The following is a 15,039-nucleotide window of genomic DNA, read 5'->3' on the forward strand; positions in this document are numbered from 1 at the left end:
TATGAAAAAAGTTACATTCTTAGTGGCTGCTTACGGCGAGCGTATACTTAATGTTCCTAATATCTTACTACCTCAACGAGATGAAATCTCTTATGTTGTAGTTTCGCAATGTGCTGCTCAAAGTACTCAAAACGAATTCCTCAACCATATCTCTCATCGGAGTGATGTGGTTACGTTATTTTCGGATGATAAGGGCGTAACGAAAAGTAGGAATATAGCCCTAAAACATATACCACAGGATTCAAGTTATGTATTTTTTCTGGATGATGATATTGTATTAGAGAAACAGTGTTATGAGAGAATAACGATGGCATTCGATAATAGTGATTACGATGTACTAACATTCTCTGTTTCAGATTTGGAAGGTAAAAGGCTAATTAAAAACTACTCGAATAAAGAGTTTAGGCATAATAATATATCTATCCTAAAAGTTGGTACTATAGAAATCGCAGTCAAAGCAAGTATACTATTAAATAATCCCAATATAGTTTTTCCAGAAAATTTAGGCGCAGGTGCACAGTACCCTCTTTGTGATGAGCCTGTTTTTTTGAGAAGCTTGAGTAAGTCTGGTTATAAGTTGGGTTTTATGCCCGAGGTGATTACAAGACATCCCTTAGAATCTTCTGGTAAAGAAATTAAGAATAGTAATGAAATGATAGCTCGAGGTATTGCTTTTAAAGAAATCTTTGGTGGCTGGAGTATTCTCCTTAATTTGGCGTTCTATATCAAATCATTTAAGAAGATTCGTTACAGTAAAATTATAGCGTTAAAAGATATTTATAAAGGCTATTTCTTGTGATTACTAAATTTTAAAAATAATAAAATTAACATGAACTCAACAAAAAAAGCGCTTAAAAATACAGCTTGGTTATTTGGTGAAAAATTAATAACTTTAGTTATAACGTTCTTAATTAATATTTTTCTAGCTAGATACTTGGCTCCAGAACAATTCGGACAATACAACTTTATAGTATCTTTCTTAGCATTATTAGCACCTTTTACTTCGCTAGGACTCAATGCTCTTGTTACTCGGGAGATAGTAAATGGTCGCAGTCAGTATGAAGTACTCTCCCCCTCATTTTTATTGCGTTTAATGGGAGGTATAGTCGGTGCTGCCATCGCTATTGGCGCTATCTGGATTTGGCAGAGTTCTATTGACCTTGTAGACCCTAAGTGGCTTATAGTTGCCGCGCTTGTCAATATATCTTCTGCTCTTTACGTGATTGAATTCTATTTTCAAGCTGAAGTTGCCTCCAAATACCTTGTCTTTATTAGAGTTTCCACGTTAGCGATTTCTAGCATTGCTAAGTTATTTGGTATTTTCCTGAAAACTGAGCTGAGCTTTTTCATTTGGGTGTTTTTTATAGAAGTTATCGTACGTGGAGTGCTATATGTATCAAGCTATCTTTACTATAACAAGCAATTTGTTGAAGTCGTTAGTTTAAAGCACTTCTCTTGGGATAAAAAGTACGCCATTTCTCTATTAGATCAATCAAAGTGGCTAGTCTTATCTGGTTTTATGTCAGTCGTTTACCTTAAAATTGATCAGTTAATGATTGGACAAATGGTGGGTGCGGCAGAGCTAGGTGTGTATTCTGTTGCGGCTCGCTTGTCTGAGGTTTGGTATTTTTTCCCACTAGCGCTTACAACCTCGTTCTTCCCTAAGTTATTAAAAGCTAGATATGACAAGGAAAAGTACAATTGTCAGCTTGAAAAGCTTTGTGGAGTTTTGCTTTGGATGGCAATTGCTATAGCAATTGCAGTTTCACTCTTAGGTGAATGGCTTGTTCCTCTTGCATTTGGCGAACCTTACGCTCCGGCCGCACCAATTCTGACCATTCATATCTGGGCTGGCTGTTTCATTTTTATGCGTGCTCTATTGAGTAAATGGCTGATTGCTGAGGGTTTACTGAAGTTCTCTCTTTTCACTCACGGTATCGCTGCAATTATTAACGTTGTACTTAACTACTTCATGATCCCTAAGTTCGGGGGGGAGGGGGCAGCAATAGCGACACTAATTTCGTACGCTAGCGCAAGTTACTTTGTGCTTTGGTTCCATCCCAAGACTCAAATTATGGCAGTCATTATGACTAAATCCGCATTTATGCCAGCAACATACTGCATTAGGAAATATAAATGAAAAGCCTGTTATTAAAGCTTTTAAGTAAAAATACAAAAAGCCGTATTAAGACGTTCATAGAAGGTACAAGAGCAGGCTTGATACGATTGATGTCAAAAACCAGATTCACTTCCTCTTTATATTATGTATTTTTTAGTACAAAATTTTACCGAGAGCATCAGTCGGTGTTGATAGGTAGTTTGAAATATCATGATGATAATACTAAAGCAAAAGATAGCAGAGTTCTTCTCAGACGTAATATCCATCGTCTAGAAAAAGGATTGATCATGCGTCCGCGCAGGGATGTCTTCGCTACTCGCTATATCCAAGAAACTGTTGATGCATTCGTTGTCGCTTGTAATAACGACCAGCTCAAGAAAGAAGAACTAGATTGGTGTGTTAGTGTATTAAGTCACTTTTTCGATATCACCGCTGAGGACCGTGATATTTGTAAAGCCAAAGTTGATTACTTTGAGTGCTTAGACAAAATTCAGGCTATAGAAGAGCTTACAATGAATTCTGTTCCATATGTAAAGAGTGCAAGTGAAGTTTCTGAAATTACGATTGATCAACTAGAAAAGCTTTTCAAGCAGAGGCGTTCTACACGTTGGTATACTGAGCAGTTAGTTGAAATGGAGAAGCTCGAAATAGCGATGACCGTTGCTAAGCAAGCTCCTTCTGCGTGTAACCGTCAGCCATTTAAGTTTCATGTGGTTACGAGTAAAGAAATGGTAACTAAAGTAGCAGATAGTGCTATGGGGACTGTTGGTTTTGGGCATAATTTCCCAGTGATTATTGCGGTAGTAGGAGATTTATCAGCATATCCTGCAGAACGTGATCGCCACGTAATTTATATAGACGGCTCATTAGTAGCGATGCAATTTGCATTAGCTTTAGAAACGATGGGGCTTAGTTCATGCATGATAAACTGGCCAGATGTAGAAGACAGAGAGAAGAGATTAGAAAAACTGCTAGGCTTACAGCCTTATGAGCGAACAGTAATGTTGATGTCTGTGGGTTATGCTGACCCAGAAGGGTTTATTCCATTCTCTCACAAAAAAGATAATTCTGATTTAATAAAGGTAGTTAAGTAATGATCGTTGAAATTAAAGGTGTTCAATTTGTTAACAAAGGCGCAGAGCTAATGCTACATGCTGTAATTCAGAAATTGAATGAGTTTGACCCAAGTGCAGAGGTTGTGTTAGCACCAAATGGCAATTCGCCTTATAAAGCTAGAGTGGGAGTTAACGCGTATCAAAAACTATCTTTGAAAAAGCGCTTTTTAGACTTGAACGAATTGTCTTACCATTTACCAACCAAAGTTAGAAACTGGCTTAAAAATAACTGGGGCATTGTTACTGAAGCAGATGTAGATGTCGTATTAGATGCATCGGGGTTTGCTTATGGGGATCAATGGCCGACTAAGCATCTTGAAGCCGTAGCAAAAGAAGTAAAAAGGCTAGATAAACACGAGAAAACTTTTATTTTTATGCCTCAAGCTTTAGGGCCTTTTACAGACTCAGACAAACAAGCGGCCGTTAAAGATGGTTTTAGCAAAGCGGCTTTAATCTTCGCTCGAGAACAAAGTAGCTTTGATGGTATTACCCCTTACATTACAGACACGTCTAAGCTTAAAATAGCCCCTGATTTTACGAACTTAGTAAAAGGTGAGGTGGGAGAAGATTACACTAAATATAACAATACAATTTTCATCATACCTAATTACAACATGGTGAATGAGAGAAATAGTAACTCAAGCTGGAAGGCTCGCTATGTTGATTTCCTAGTAGAGTCAGTGGAAAGTATTGTTGAGCTTGGGCATACACCAGTGCTGCTTAACCATGAAGGTAAGTGCGACGGCGACCTATGCGAGCAAGTAAAGGCTGAAACTTCGTACCCAATTGATATCATTGAAGAAAATAACTCATTAAAAGTTAAAGGGTTAATTGGATCCAGTCGAGGCATTATTTGCTCTCGTTTTCACGGTTGTGTTAGCGCTTTGACTCAAGGAATTCCATGTGTGGGAACAAGTTGGAGCCATAAATATGAAAACCTTTTCTCTGAATACAATAGAGCCCAATTCTTAGCGACCCCAGAATGGAATAAAGAAAAGCTTAAGGAGGCATTAAGTAATTCGATTAATACGATTGACGATGAAATATACCGCAATAAAATTTCGGAATATAAGACCCAAACAGAAGTAATGTGGGCTGAAATATTTAAGAAAATTAAATAGTCCGCTTCGTCCCTCGGTTAATTACAAGTTATCCGAGGATAGCTTCTCTTCTGGTTTGCTAAATTGTACAAAAGCTGGATGGTTCGTAAGGTAGCCAGTACTATGCCAAATACTCAACCCCTTATTTCTGTAATAATGCCTACATACAACTCTGACTCAACAGTTGTAGATAGTATTCAAAGTGTACTATCCCAAACATATAAAAACTGGGAACTTATAATAGTAGATGACAGATCTACCGATAATACTTGGCAAGTTATTCAAACATACGCTGATAAGTACGACAATATCCGTGTATATCAGAATAAGGAAAACCAAGGCGCAGGAGCGAGTCGAAACTTAGCAATAGAAAAAGCAAACGGAAGATTTATTGCTTTCTTGGATTCCGACGATTTATGGACTGAAGATAAGCTCTCAGAGCAAATTCCTTTCATGATAGAGAATGGCTACCCACTGACATATACTCACTATACGCGATTTAACAGTGAAGAAGAGCTAAATGTTGTAACTGCACCTGAATATACAACTTACAAAAAACTAATGTACAGTAATGTGATTGGTTGTTTGACTGCAGTCTACGATACACAAGTCTTGGGTAAGCGCTATATGCCGCTTATTCGTAAGCGTCAAGATATGGGATTATGGCTGGAAATATTGAAAGATATTCCTAAAGCATATTGTCTACCTAAATCGTTAGCTAAGTACAGAATGGACACTGGTATGACGGCAAATAAGCTCACCGTATTGTCATACCAGTGGCGATTTTATAGAGATGTCGTGGGGTTAAGCTTGCCTAGGAGTTTATTCACATTTACAGTTTACGCAGTAAAAGGAACGATGAAGCATCGGTCGAAACGCAAGTCCTGAAACACCAGAATACGAATATAAAAAAGAGCAGTCATCGTTTAAGGTAGCTGCTCTTTTTTATTTTTTGAATATGTTATTAACGCCCCATCCCAAACAAAACTGTTTTGATCGTTAGAAACAAAATCTTTACTTCCATCTTCCAGTTCTGATGCTTGATATAATAGACATCGTACTTATGCTTCCACACAGCATCTTCCACAGAGGCTCCATAAGGGTATTTTACTTGGGCAAGGCCAGTTACACCTGGCTTTACAGCATGACGGAAACGATAGTATGGAATGGTCTTTTCGAGCTCAGCGATAAAAACTTCACGCTCTGGTCTAGGACCTACCATTGACATTTCGCCTTTGAGTACATTGATAAGTTGAGGGAGCTCATCAATGCGTGTTTTGCGAATAAATTTGCCTACTTTAGTCACTCGAGCATCGTTTTTAGTTGCCCACTGAGCGCCATTCTTCTCTGCATCATTACGCATCGATCGGAACTTAATTACCTCAAACTCTTCGTTGTACTGGCCTGTACGACGTTGCTTAAAGAAAACTGGACCTGGCGACTCTAACTTTATTAATAGTGCAGTGATTAATCCTATAGGTATTGCAACCCACGCTAACATGAAAACAAACAGAAGATCGATAGCTCGTTTTTGCCAGCTGTTCTTACGGTTAGAAAGGATAGAAAAAGCTTTTTGATGTAAGAAGTAACCGCTATGTAAGAGCTCTGTTTCGGTATAACCAAGGCGGCGATCAAAGTAGCTCACCAGAGGTTCAACCCAAGCGCCGAGTTCAGTTGCAGCAACTAAAAATGCCTGCTGTTCAGGTGTCAAATGTGAGCTTTTGAAGTGGCAAAGCGTCTTGCCTTTAAAGTCTCTAACTGCATAGTTATTTATTTGAGTATTTATCTCTGGGTGTCGCTTTAAAACCTCAGCAATTTTATCCTCATCAGGCTTGGGGCAGTAGATATAAATACATGTATTTAGAGAATCCGAAGTGACATCCGCTAAATTAGATTTTTTTTCGATAGAATGGCTTGCTGGCAACTCTAACGTATCTCTTTTCTGAATTGTATCGCTGATTGTATCGGTCATATTAGTGATTATTTATTAGTTAGTTAGCCAAACTTTAGTTATGTGAATACCGAGTATAGTTTATTTGTTCTAGCAATGGTACTTGCTATAGGTTCTTTTGTAGTCGTTTAGAGCGTAATTTTCAACCTTAATCTGGCACATCTTTTATATTTTTGTCAGCATTTTTAACAAATGGAAAATGCAAAAAATGAAGTTGCGGAATTAGGCGTTGTCGATAGTTCGCAATCAATATGACATCAGGATGCCGTATTCAGAGCGTTGTGATTGGAGCGAATTAAGCTTTTGGCTGGTCGTAGCAACTACGTGTAGCTACTCATACGAAAAGGTGTTGTGATCTTGAGCCCAATATGGATAATGTTTGCGCTTGAAACTATAAAAAATAGGCGCGGTTTATCGCGTCTCAAAAAAGAAACGTCAGTAGAACTCAACACCAATTTTTAACATTGTGGTGAGTGTAGCGCTATGTGGTTTGCGTACAGCCGATGGGCGGTAGCGTCTTAAGAAGGTCTTGCAAGGCTAAATATTACACATGGAAATCGTGTGAACAAGCCAACCTCCAAAGATTTGACATTATCTTGAAAAATGTCAATTAGTGTAAAAAATTAGCAAATTTTCATTGCTAGTATCGATGTAAAGAAATTATCTAATTTAAATCAATTGCTTATGTTTTATCGTGATGGTTCTATCGTCGCAACTCCCGATTCTAAGGGGCGTCCAGCCCTTACCCTTACTTAACTATAGTTGATGTTAGTGAGTTTTCCGTAAAGTTAACTGCTAACGCTTTTCAACTCTTGATTATTTGGCTTACATGGAACTTAAATCAAAACTCATGCTAGTGATGCTAGCACCTACCTTGTTAGCTGGCTGTACTCTGCCGGGCTCACACCTCTCTACAAATAGCAAAAGCCTTGTGACTGTTAATGAGGCGAATCAGAACTCTGAGATTTCAGAGGTCGTCAATCTACATACGCTCAGTGCTCAAACGGTAGCTCGTTATAGTGGTACGCCTGATTTTTCCTCTAAAGCGAACCCAGTTCTTGATCAGAAGGTTGCACAGTACCAGTACCGTGTAGGTTCTGGTGACATACTCAGTGTGACAGTATGGGACCACCCTGAATTAACCATTCCAGCCGGTTCATACCGTAGTGCAGCGGAAGCTGGCCACTGGGTACACCCTGATGGAACCATTTATTACCCTTATATCGGTACTGTAAATGTAGGCGGTAAAACCGTAGGTGAGATTCGTAGTGATATTTCAAAGCGCTTGGCAAAGTACATTGAAAGCCCACAGGTTGATGTTAGCGTCGCTGCATTCCGTTCTCAAAAAGCCTACATTACCGGTGAGGTTTCTTCCCCAGGCAAACAGGAAATTACCAATATTCCTTTAACGCTTCTTGATGCCATTAATGCGGCTGGAGGTTTGGCTTCGGATGCAGACTGGCGCAATGTGACGATAACACGCAACGGTCAAGAGCAGCACGTTTCTCTGTATGCCTTGATGCAACGTGGTGATTTGACTCAAAACCGCTTATTGCATGGTGGAGATATCATTCATGTGCCACGCAACGACAGTCAGAAATTATTTGTGATGGGGGAAGTCAATAACCCTCAGATGCTGAAAATTGATCGCGCCGGTATGAGCCTGACTGAAGCATTAAGTAGCGTTGGTGGTATTAATGAATTGGCTGCGGATGCTACGGGCGTATTCGTTATTCGCACCTCCAAAGATAAGTCAAAACACCTGGCAGATATTTATCAGTTAAATATTAAAGATGCTTCGGCATTGGTGATCGGCACTGAGTTCGATATGCAGCCCTACGATATTGTTTATGTGACAGCGGCACCGCTGACGCGTTGGAACCGTGTAATCAGTATGTTGGTTCCAAGCATATCTGGCTTTAACGATTTAACAGAAGCAATGTTACGTGTTCGTAACTGGCCATAGTGGATAGACCTTTTTTACTTTAGGCGTGATTCATGTTTAACAAAATTTTAGTTGTATGTGTCGGCAACATCTGTCGCTCTCCTTTTGGCGAGCACGTGTTGAAGCAACGATTGCCATCTAAACAAGTCGACTCGGCAGGGCTTGGCGCAGAAAAAAGTGGCTTGGTAGGCAAACCAGCGGACCCTATGGCGGTTGAAGTATCTGAAGGGTTAGGCATTGACTTGAGTGACCATCAGTCCCAACAGTTAACCTCATCGCTTTGTGCTCAATACGATCTGATATTGGTAATGGAAAAAGGTCATATTGAAGCGTTAACGGAAATTGCTCCCGAAGCGCGTGGCAAAACCATGCTGTTTGGTGAGTGGATTGGTAAAAAAGATATTCCCGATCCTTATCGTCAAAGCAAAGAAGCGTTTGATTATGCTTATCAACTGATTGAGCAATCGGCTGATGCTTGGGCAAAAAAATTATAGCGCCTACTATCAGAGCTTGTTTTAACCAGGCCATTCATCACTCCTAGATTGTTCTTCAGGAAAAACAAAACAATGACAGCACCGCAATCCAGACCTGCTATTAATATTCACGCAGACGATATTGATTTAGGCAAGTTATTCGGGATCCTTTTAGATTCAAAATGGCTGATTATCGCCATCACCTTTATGTTCTCCTTGTTTGGCGTTGCTTCGGCTTTGCTTTCTACGCCAATCTATAATGCAAATGCTCTGATTCAGATTGAACAAAAAAACTCCGGTGGAGTAAGTGCTTTAGTCGGTGATATGGGGGAGATGTTCAAATCTGAATCTTCAGTCACTACAGAAATTCAGATCATTAACTCGCGTATGATATTGGGTGACACAGTCGATAAGTTTAACCTGACTACTGTCGTGACACCTCAGTACTTACCTTATATTGGTAAAGGTTTAGCGCGCCTGCGTGGTGAAGTAAATGAGCTGAAGATTGGGCGATTCACTATTCCTGATTTCGCGGCAGGCAACAGTCACTCAATTGTTGTGCTAAATGCTGAACAAAAAACGTATCAACTAGTACGAGGCGACAACCAGGTTGTTTTAGAAGGCAAAGCTGGCGAGCTCGCTAAGAGTGATGGTTACGAACTGTTTGTAACGGATCTTAACTCTCAAGATGGCTTTACATTCTCTGTAGGCAAGCGCAGTAAGTTAGATGCGATCGGATGGTTGCAAGGCAGCCTTTCACTGGCTGAACGTGGCGGCGGTACTGGCATATTAGAAATGGGCTTTAAGGGAGAAAATAAAGCGCTCATTGCCGATATTCTTGACGATATTGCACAAAACTATTTTTTACAAAACGTTGAGCGTAATTCTGCAGAGGCAGAAAAAAGCCTGGCGTTCTTAAAGAGCCATCTACCGGATGTAAAAGATAATCTGACAATATCTGAAGATAGATTAAACAGTTTCCGTCAGCAGAACGATTCAATTGATTTGAGCTTAGAAGCGACATCTGCTTTAAAAGCGACGGTTAATTTAGAAGCACAGCTAAACGAGCTAACCTTCAAAGAGAGTGAAATCAGTAAAAAATACACTAAAGATCACCCAGCCTATATTGCTCTGTTGGACAAGCGCTCGATCCTTTTGCAAGAGAGACAACGCTTAAACAAGCAGATTCAGAAAATGCCTAAAATGCAGCGTGAAATATTACGTATGACACGCGATGTAGAAGTAAACCAGCAAATTTATGTTGAGCTATTAAATAAAGTTCAAGAATTAAACATCGTGAAAGCTGGCACGGTAGGTAATGTACGTATCCTTGATGCCGCACAATCTTTTGCCAACCCAATCGCGCCTAGAAAGAAACTAATTGTAGTACTAGCGACGCTACTTGGTGGTTTGCTGAGTGTCTCTTACGTGTTTGTGAGAGCCGCTTTCCATCGTGGTGTAGAAAATCCTGATGATATTGAGCGAATCGGTTTACCTGTTTATGCCAGTGTGCCTAAATCTGTCTTACAGCTGGAACTATCAAACATTCTCAAAGGTAAACATAAACAAAACCAAGAGCTAGTAATGCTCGCAGAATCTAATCCTGCCGACTTATCGATAGAATCATTACGTGGCTTACGCACAAGTTTGCACTTTGCGATGATGGAAGCGAAAAATAACGTCGTGATGATCTCTGGCCCTGCACCTGGTGTCGGTAAGTCATTTGTGTCTACGAACTTTTCTGCTGTGGCGGCAAAAACGGGACAAAAGGTATTGCTGATTGATGCCGATATGCGCAAAGGGTATATGCAACAACCTTTCGGTTTGAAGTGGGATAATGGTCTTTCTGATTTCTTATCTGGTCAAATTGAGCTTGAACAATCGGTAAAAACTACTCAACTAGAAAACCTGGATATCATCACTCGTGGTCAGGTTCCACCAAACCCATCGGAACTATTAATGCACCCTCGCTTCCAGCGTTTGATTGAATGGGCCAGTGAGCATTATGACTTAGTGATCATCGATACTCCGCCAGTACTCGCGGTGACAGATGCAAGCATTGTGGGTGCGTTCGCCGGAACCACCTTAATGGTGACACGATTTGGTATGAATACCGTAAAAGAGATTGATGTTGCTCGTCACCGTTTCGAACAAGCGGGCGTTGATGTGAAAGGGGTAATCCTTAACGCGACAGAGAAAAAAGCATCAAGCTACTACGGGTATGGTTACTACAACTATTCATACAGTAGCGATAGCAAGTAATTAATAAAAAGACCAGTTGGGATAAGTGAATGCCAATTGGTCACATTAAGTATCCATTATCGATACCCTTGTCTTTTTCAGAATGAATCACAACTGTCTCAACTTATGGCTAGGTAGTGAGACAGGCATATAATTAGAGCAAAAATGAAAATTTTAGTAACAGGTGGGGCCGGGTTTATCGGCTCCGCCGTGGTAAGACACATCATTAGTAATACGTCAGATAGCGTAGTAAATGTTGATAAACTCACATATGCTGGCAATTTAGAGTCATTAATTTCGGTAGAAGATAACGAGCGTTATGCGTTCGAACAGGTTGATATTTGCGATCGAACTGCACTGGATAAGGTGTTCGCGCAACATCAGCCAGACGCTGTCATGCACCTGGCCGCGGAATCTCATGTTGACCGTTCTATCGATGGTCCTGCTACATTTATTGAAACCAATATCGTCGGTACATATACCTTGCTAGAGGCAGCTCGATCTTATTGGAATCAACTGGACTCTACCCGAAAATCAGCGTTTCGTTTCCACCATATCTCCACCGATGAAGTTTATGGTGACTTAGAAGGAACTGACGACCTGTTTACCGAAACCACTTCTTATGCGCCTTCCTCTCCTTATTCTGCATCCAAAGCGTCGAGTGACCATTTAGTCCGTGCATGGCAACGCACCTATGGTTTACCAACCGTAGTGACAAATTGTTCAAATAACTATGGTCCTTTCCACTTTCCGGAAAAACTGATCCCACTGATGATTCTAAATGCTTTGGATGGAAAAGAACTTCCTGTTTACGGCGATGGTATGCAAATCCGTGACTGGTTATTTGTAGAAGACCATGCGCGAGCACTCTATAAAGTGGTGACCGAAGGTGTGGTAGGGGAAACCTACAATATCGGCGGTCATAACGAAAAAGCCAATATTGAAGTGGTGAAAACCATCTGCGCGCTTTTGGAAGAACTGGTTCCGAACAAACAAGAAGGCGTCGTTCAATATCAGGATTTGATCACCTATGTAACAGACCGCCCGGGCCACGACGTACGTTATGCCATTGACGCAAGCAAAATCGCCAATGAACTAGGCTGGAAGCCGGAAGAAACGTTTGAAAGTGGCATCCGAAAAACAGTGCAATGGTATCTCAACAATGAAAACTGGTGGAGCCGTGTATTAGATGGCTCATACAGCCGAGAGCGCTTAGGTTCAGGTCAATAAATAATAATTAAGTTGGTACTAGGTAATTTATGAAAGGTATTATTTTGGCAGGCGGCTCGGGTAGTCGCCTGTATCCGATTACGCTTGGCGTATCCAAACAACTCCTCCCGGTTTACGACAAACCGATGATCTACTATCCCTTATCAGTTCTTATGCTCGCAGGTATCAGGGAAGTCCTCATTATCACGACTCCCGAAGATAAAAGCAGCTTCCAGCGCCTGTTAGGGGATGGAAAACAGTTTGGTATTGAACTGGAATATGCCGTGCAAGACTCACCAGATGGACTAGCACAAGCATTTTTAATCGGTGAAGAGTTTATTGGTAACGATTCTGTCTGTTTAGTTCTGGGTGACAATATATTTTGGGGACAAGGCTTCTCTCCGAAATTGCAAAAGGCTGCCGCCAAAGCCGATGGTGCAACGGTTTTTGGCTATGAAGTGAAAGATCCAGAAAGGTTTGGTGTTGTCGAGTTTGACGACAAAATGAGAGCAGTCTCGATTGAAGAAAAGCCCGAATTGCCTAAATCAAACTATGCGGTAACCGGCCTCTATTTTTACGATAACCGGGTGGTTGAATTTGCCAAGCGAGTAGAACCCTCAGCAAGGGGTGAGCTAGAAATCACCGCACTAAATCAAATGTATTTAGAAGACGGCTCACTGGATGTCGAGTTACTAGGGCGTGGCTTTGCCTGGTTAGACACAGGAACGCATGACAGCCTGTTGGAAGCAGCAACATTTGTGGAAACCATTGAAAAGCGTCAGGGTTTTAAAATTGCGTGTTTAGAAGAAATTGCTTTTAACCAGAACTGGCTTACAGCAGATGAATTAGAAGCAATGGCTAACCCTCTGATGAAAAATGGCTATGGCAAATATTTATTAGATTTAGTTAAAAAGAAAAAAAATTATGGACATTAAATTTATACAGTTTCAAAGCCATGGTGATGAGCGCGGGTCATTAGTCGCGCTGGAAGATAACAAAAACATCCCTTTTTCTATTAAACGAGTTTACTACCTGTTTAATACCAAAGAAAACGTCCGTCGAGGCTTTCATGCGCACAAAGAGCTAAAGCAACTGGCCATTGTATTAAAAGGTTCATGTCGCTTTCTGCTAGATGACGGCAAAGAAAAAATAAACATCTTGTTGGATAGCCCAGAGCAAGGGCTTTATATCGAGTCGTTTGTCTGGCGGGAAATGTACGACTTTTCAGAAGACTGTGTATTGATGGTTTTGGCTGACTCGCTGTATGACGAATCTGATTATATTCGTGATTACGAGGCATTTAAAAAGATGGTAAACCATGATTCATAGCTTATCAGATGTTCAGTCAACCAAGATTGGTACCGATACCAACATTTGGCAGTTTTGTGTTGTATTACCGGAGGCGGTAATTGGTAACAATTGTAATGTCTGCTCGCATTGCTTTATAGAAAACGATGTTGTGATTGGACATAACGTCACAATAAAAAGCGGCGTACAGATATGGGATGGTATAACCATTGAAGATGATGTTTTCATCGGTCCGAATGTTACTTTTACCAATGATAAATCACCACGTTCCAAGCAATATCCTGAAGAGTTCTGGAAAACCGTCGTAAAAAAAGGGGCTTCTATAGGAGGCAACGCGACCATACTTCCAGGCATTACCATTGGAGAATTTGCAATGGTTGGCGCAGGTGCAGTCGTTACTAAAGATGTAGCCCCTCACACCACCGTCGTTGGCAATCCTGCAAGAGAAATAAAGAAATGATTCCGTTTTTAGATTTAAAAAAAATAAATGCGCAATATGAAGCCGAGCTTAAAGAAGCATGTGCTCGAGTCATTGATTCTGGTTGGTACGTGCTTGGTAAAGAAGTCGAGGAATTTGAAAAAGAGTTCGCGAATTACTGTGAGACAGAGTATTGCTTAGGTGTAGCAAACGGCCTGGATGCATTAGTGTTGATCTTACGCGCCTATATTGAACTCGGCGTGATGCAAAAAGGTGATGAAGTCATTGTGCCTGCAAACACCTATATCGCGTCAATTCTAGCTATCTCTGAAAATGGTTTAACACCCGTATTAGTCGAGCCGGATATCCACACATTCAACTTAGATCCAAACCTGATAGAGCAAGCAATTACCGAAAAGACCAAAGCGATTTTAACGGTACATCTCTATGGCCAAGTAACTGGTATGGACGAGATTAACCAAATTGCCCAAAAGCACAATTTAAAAGTGATTGAAGACTGTGCCCAGGCTCATGGTGCGTTATATAAAGGGAAAAAAGTTGGTAACTTAGGGGACGCTGCCGGGTTTAGTTTTTATCCGGGGAAAAACCTTGGCGCACTTGGCGACGGCGGTGCTGTAACGACGAACGATAGCGAGTTAGCCGAAACTATATCTGCACTTCGCAACTATGGTTCACATGAAAAGTATAAAAACTTGTATAGAGGGGTGAACAGCCGTCTTGATGAAATACAAGCGGCCATGCTCCGTGTAAAACTACGCTATTTAGATAAAGAGATTAAAGCTCGTCAAGACGTTGCTCAAGCATACCTAAAAGGTATCAATAACCCATTAATCGAACTGCCTAAGGTTGAAGATGTAAATGCACATGTTTGGCATCTGTTTGTGATTAAAACAACTCAGCGCGAAGCGCTTGTAAACCACCTTAGCGAGAATGGCGTTCAGACATTAGTCCACTACCCAATACCGCCACATAAGCAGGAAGCTTATCCAGAGTGGAATCAAGATAGTTTCCCTATTTCAGAACAGATACATGAACAAGTGGTAAGTCTTCCGATGAGTCCTGTATTAAGTTCGGATGAAGTTGAGAGCGTGATTAAATGTATTAATTCTTTCAAGTAATTAAATTAACTACAAAAGATA

General features: G+C 40.7%; 14 protein-coding genes. 13 read left to right on the plus strand and 1 reads right to left on the minus strand.

The genetic code is table 11. The features are described from left to right. Position 1: 1 nt before the first annotated feature. The 5 genes from ACWYU8_RS17525 to ACWYU8_RS17545 all read left to right on the plus strand — a co-directional run bounded on the left by ACWYU8_RS17525 (position 2) and on the right by ACWYU8_RS17545 (position 5,222). A complete protein-coding gene (locus tag ACWYU8_RS17525) occupies positions 2-799 on the plus strand; it encodes a glycosyltransferase (RefSeq protein WP_457521012.1) in 798 nt (265 codons plus the stop codon). Between the two features lie 30 nt (positions 800-829). Further along, positions 830-2,140, plus strand: coding sequence for a flippase (locus ACWYU8_RS17530; RefSeq protein WP_457521013.1), 1,311 nt, complete (start codon positions 830-832; stop codon positions 2,138-2,140). Further along, positions 2,137-3,213, plus strand: coding sequence for a nitroreductase family protein (locus ACWYU8_RS17535; RefSeq protein WP_457521014.1), 1,077 nt, complete (start codon positions 2,137-2,139; stop codon positions 3,211-3,213). The genes ACWYU8_RS17530 and ACWYU8_RS17535 overlap by 4 nt, the downstream gene beginning before the upstream one ends. Beyond that, positions 3,213-4,355, plus strand: a complete 1,143-nt coding sequence (locus ACWYU8_RS17540) for a polysaccharide pyruvyl transferase family protein (RefSeq protein ID WP_457521015.1) — start codon at positions 3,213-3,215, stop codon at positions 4,353-4,355. Before ACWYU8_RS17535 ends, ACWYU8_RS17540 begins: the two co-directional genes overlap by 1 nt. A 102-nt stretch (positions 4,356-4,457) precedes the next feature. After that, positions 4,458-5,222: a glycosyltransferase family 2 protein gene (locus ACWYU8_RS17545; RefSeq protein ID WP_457521016.1), complete on the plus strand. Its 765-nt coding sequence runs from the start codon at positions 4,458-4,460 to the stop codon at positions 5,220-5,222. 76 nt (positions 5,223-5,298) lie between these two features. Here ACWYU8_RS17545 and ACWYU8_RS17550 read toward each other — a convergent pair whose 3' ends face one another. Beyond that, on the minus strand, positions 5,299-6,306 hold the full coding sequence (locus ACWYU8_RS17550) for a sugar transferase (RefSeq protein ID WP_457521017.1): 1,008 nt from the start codon (positions 6,304-6,306) through the stop codon (positions 5,299-5,301). Between the two features lie 808 nt (positions 6,307-7,114). Between ACWYU8_RS17550 and ACWYU8_RS17555 the strand changes: the two genes are divergently transcribed. The 8 genes from ACWYU8_RS17555 (at position 7,115) to ACWYU8_RS17590 (ending at position 15,018) form a co-directional block, all read left to right on the plus strand. Beyond that, a complete protein-coding gene (locus ACWYU8_RS17555) occupies positions 7,115-8,251 on the plus strand; it encodes a polysaccharide export protein (RefSeq protein WP_457521018.1) in 1,137 nt (378 codons plus the stop codon). Positions 8,252-8,283: 32 nt separating this feature from the next. Beyond that, positions 8,284-8,724, plus strand: a complete 441-nt coding sequence (locus tag ACWYU8_RS17560) for a low molecular weight protein-tyrosine-phosphatase (protein WP_457521019.1) — start codon at positions 8,284-8,286, stop codon at positions 8,722-8,724. Positions 8,725-8,796: 72 nt separating this feature from the next. Next, on the plus strand, positions 8,797-10,965 hold the full coding sequence (locus tag ACWYU8_RS17565; protein WP_457521020.1) for a polysaccharide biosynthesis tyrosine autokinase: 2,169 nt from the start codon (positions 8,797-8,799) through the stop codon (positions 10,963-10,965). A 144-nt stretch (positions 10,966-11,109) separates the two neighbouring features. Beyond that, positions 11,110-12,174, plus strand: a complete 1,065-nt coding sequence (gene rffG / locus ACWYU8_RS17570) for a dTDP-glucose 4,6-dehydratase (RefSeq protein WP_457521021.1) — start codon at positions 11,110-11,112, stop codon at positions 12,172-12,174. A 29-nt stretch (positions 12,175-12,203) separates the two neighbouring features. Beyond that, positions 12,204-13,088, plus strand: a complete 885-nt coding sequence (gene rfbA / locus ACWYU8_RS17575) for a glucose-1-phosphate thymidylyltransferase RfbA (protein ID WP_457521022.1) — start codon at positions 12,204-12,206, stop codon at positions 13,086-13,088. Further along, positions 13,078-13,482: a sugar 3,4-ketoisomerase gene (locus ACWYU8_RS17580; protein ID WP_457521023.1), complete on the plus strand. Its 405-nt coding sequence runs from the start codon at positions 13,078-13,080 to the stop codon at positions 13,480-13,482. Before rfbA ends, ACWYU8_RS17580 begins: the two co-directional genes overlap by 11 nt. Then, complete coding sequence (locus ACWYU8_RS17585; RefSeq protein WP_457521024.1) at positions 13,472-13,921, plus strand: acyltransferase; 450 nt, start codon at positions 13,472-13,474, stop codon at positions 13,919-13,921. Before ACWYU8_RS17580 ends, ACWYU8_RS17585 begins: the two co-directional genes overlap by 11 nt. Beyond that, positions 13,918-15,018 (plus strand): DegT/DnrJ/EryC1/StrS family aminotransferase, encoded by a 1,101-nt coding sequence (locus ACWYU8_RS17590; RefSeq protein ID WP_457521025.1) that lies wholly within the window; start codon positions 13,918-13,920, stop codon positions 15,016-15,018. The genes ACWYU8_RS17585 and ACWYU8_RS17590 overlap by 4 nt, the downstream gene beginning before the upstream one ends. The last annotated feature ends 21 nt before the right edge of the window (positions 15,019-15,039 follow it).

It is taken from the genome of Vibrio limimangrovi (assembly GCF_054064025.1).

Bases quoted from the DNA above. Each gene is read 5' to 3' on its own strand.
- ACWYU8_RS17525 (WP_457521012.1), top strand. From the start codon at position 2: ATGAAAAAAGTTACATTCTTAGTGGCTGCTTACGGCGAGCGTATACTT.
- ACWYU8_RS17530 (WP_457521013.1), top strand. From the start codon at position 830: ATGAACTCAACAAAAAAAGCGCTTAAAAATACAGCTTGGTTATTTGGT.
- ACWYU8_RS17535 (WP_457521014.1), top strand. From the start codon at position 2,137: ATGAAAAGCCTGTTATTAAAGCTTTTAAGTAAAAATACAAAAAGCCGT.
- ACWYU8_RS17540 (WP_457521015.1), top strand. From the start codon at position 3,213: ATGATCGTTGAAATTAAAGGTGTTCAATTTGTTAACAAAGGCGCAGAG.
- ACWYU8_RS17545 (WP_457521016.1), top strand. From the start codon at position 4,458: ATGCCAAATACTCAACCCCTTATTTCTGTAATAATGCCTACATACAAC.
- ACWYU8_RS17550 (WP_457521017.1), bottom strand. From the start codon at position 6,306: ATGACCGATACAATCAGCGATACAATTCAGAAAAGAGATACGTTAGAG.
- ACWYU8_RS17555 (WP_457521018.1), top strand. From the start codon at position 7,115: ATGGAACTTAAATCAAAACTCATGCTAGTGATGCTAGCACCTACCTTG.
- ACWYU8_RS17560 (WP_457521019.1), top strand. From the start codon at position 8,284: ATGTTTAACAAAATTTTAGTTGTATGTGTCGGCAACATCTGTCGCTCT.
- ACWYU8_RS17565 (WP_457521020.1), top strand. From the start codon at position 8,797: ATGACAGCACCGCAATCCAGACCTGCTATTAATATTCACGCAGACGAT.
- rffG (WP_457521021.1), top strand. From the start codon at position 11,110: ATGAAAATTTTAGTAACAGGTGGGGCCGGGTTTATCGGCTCCGCCGTG.
- rfbA (WP_457521022.1), top strand. From the start codon at position 12,204: ATGAAAGGTATTATTTTGGCAGGCGGCTCGGGTAGTCGCCTGTATCCG.
- ACWYU8_RS17580 (WP_457521023.1), top strand. From the start codon at position 13,078: ATGGACATTAAATTTATACAGTTTCAAAGCCATGGTGATGAGCGCGGG.
- ACWYU8_RS17585 (WP_457521024.1), top strand. From the start codon at position 13,472: ATGATTCATAGCTTATCAGATGTTCAGTCAACCAAGATTGGTACCGAT.
- ACWYU8_RS17590 (WP_457521025.1), top strand. From the start codon at position 13,918: ATGATTCCGTTTTTAGATTTAAAAAAAATAAATGCGCAATATGAAGCC.